The following is a 1,699-nucleotide window of genomic DNA, read 5'->3' as shown; positions in this document are numbered from 1 at the left end:
GCGCCGTGGCCAGGTCCTGTTTGGCGCCGAGCTCCTTGTACAGCGCGGTGCGGCTCACGCCCACGCGCTGGGCGATGAGCGACATGTTCACGGCGTCCCAGCCCTGGTCGACGACCAGCGCGCGGGCCGCATCGAGCGCGCGGTCGCGCAGCAGCTGCTTGACCTCGGTCTGGAAGCTCGCGGGAGCGCTCATGCACCCAGCGTACATGTTGCCGACGATTGTCCGCATGGTTGACAGAACCGGCATAAGTGTAATCAAATGGAACATGACAGTGATTCATGTCACCTCGGCGACCGCCCCGTCGAGGAGGACCGAAGGAGACGCCATGTCCAGCTCAGCCGCACCGCAGAAGCCGGCGAAGTCCGGTACCGATTACGACGTCCTGGTGATCGGATCCGGCTTCGGCGGGTCCGTCACCGCCCTCCGCCTCACCGAGAAGGGCTACCGCGTGGGCGTCCTCGAGGCCGGTCGGCGATTCGCCGACCAGGACTTCGCGAAGACCAGCTGGGACCTCCGCAAATTCGTCTGGATGCCGGCGCTCGGCCTGTACGGCATCCAGCGCATCCACATGCTGCGCGACTGCCTGATCCTGGCCGGGGCGGGCGTGGGCGGCGGCTCGCTGAACTACGCGAACACGCTGTACAAGCCGCCAGCCTCCTTCTTCGCCGACGAGCAGTGGGCCGGCATCACCGACTGGTTCGACGAGCTCTCGCCTTACTACGACCAGGGCCGCCGCATGCTGGGCGTCGTGCAGAACCCGCATATGACGCCGGCCGACGAGATCGTCAAGCAGGTCGCCGACGACATGGGCGCGGGCGAGACGTTCATCCAGACCCCCGTCGGCGTGTACTTCGGCGAGCCCGGGAAGACGGTGCCCGACCCCTTCTTCGGCGGCGCCGGACCCGACCGCACCGGCTGCATCGAGTGCGGCGAATGCATGACCGGCTGCCGCCACGGCGCGAAGAACACGCTGGTCAAGAACTACCTCGGGCTCGCCGAGCGCGCGGGAGCGGAGGTGCACCCGCTGACGACGGTGACCGACGTGACCCGGCTGGTCGACGGTAGCTGGGCGGTCACGACGGTCCGCTCCGGCGCGAAGGTCCGCAAGCGCCGCCGCACCTACACCGCGCGGCACGTGGTCTTCGCCGCCGGCACGTGGGGCACGCAGCAGCGCCTGCACCGGCGGCGCGCCCCGGGCTCGCTGCCCGAGCTCGCCGACCGGGTCGGCGTGCTCACCCGCACCACCTCCGAGTCCATCCTCTCCGCGGTCCGGATGACCGTCGACAAGGAGCTCGACCTCACCCGCGGCGTCGCGATCACCAGCTCCTTCCACCCGAGCAGCGACACCCACGTCGAACCGGTGCGCTACGGCAAGGGCTCCAACGCGATGGGCATGCTGCAGACGCTGATGACCGACGGTGGCGGCCGCGTTCCGCGCTGGCTGAAGTTCCTCGGCACCGTCGTGCGGCATCCGCTGGCCTTCCTCCGCGTGCTGCTCGTGGGCGGCTGGAGCGAGCGGACCATCATCGCGCTGGTCATGCAGAACCTCGGCGACTCGATCACCACGTTCACCAAGCGCGGCCTGTTCGGCCGGAAGATGTCGTCGCGGCAGGGCCACGGCGAGCCGAACCCCACCTGGATCCCGCTGGGCAACGAGGCGACCAGGCGCATCGCCGACAAGATCGGCGGCGCGCCTGC

2 protein-coding genes are annotated in these 1,699 nt (G+C 69.4%); one reads left to right on the top strand and one right to left on the bottom strand.

What is annotated here, in order from left to right; translation table 11 throughout:
* Window positions 1-193 (bottom strand): helix-turn-helix domain-containing protein (locus tag IJH84_RS09025; protein WP_295142618.1); only part of this gene is annotated, 193 nt, incomplete at its 3' end.
* 133 nt (window positions 194-326) lie between these two features.
* Here IJH84_RS09025 and IJH84_RS09020 point away from each other — a divergent pair.
* On the top strand, window positions 327-1,699 hold a 1,373-nt coding region (locus tag IJH84_RS09020; RefSeq protein WP_295142615.1), incomplete at its 3' end, for a GMC family oxidoreductase N-terminal domain-containing protein.

The sequence above is a fragment of the Saccharopolyspora sp. genome (assembly GCF_017434145.1).
GTDB classification, from domain to species: domain Bacteria; phylum Actinomycetota; class Actinomycetes; order Mycobacteriales; family Pseudonocardiaceae; genus Saccharopolyspora_C; species Saccharopolyspora_C galaxeae.
This window is presented reverse-complemented; position numbering and strand designations above follow the sequence as displayed.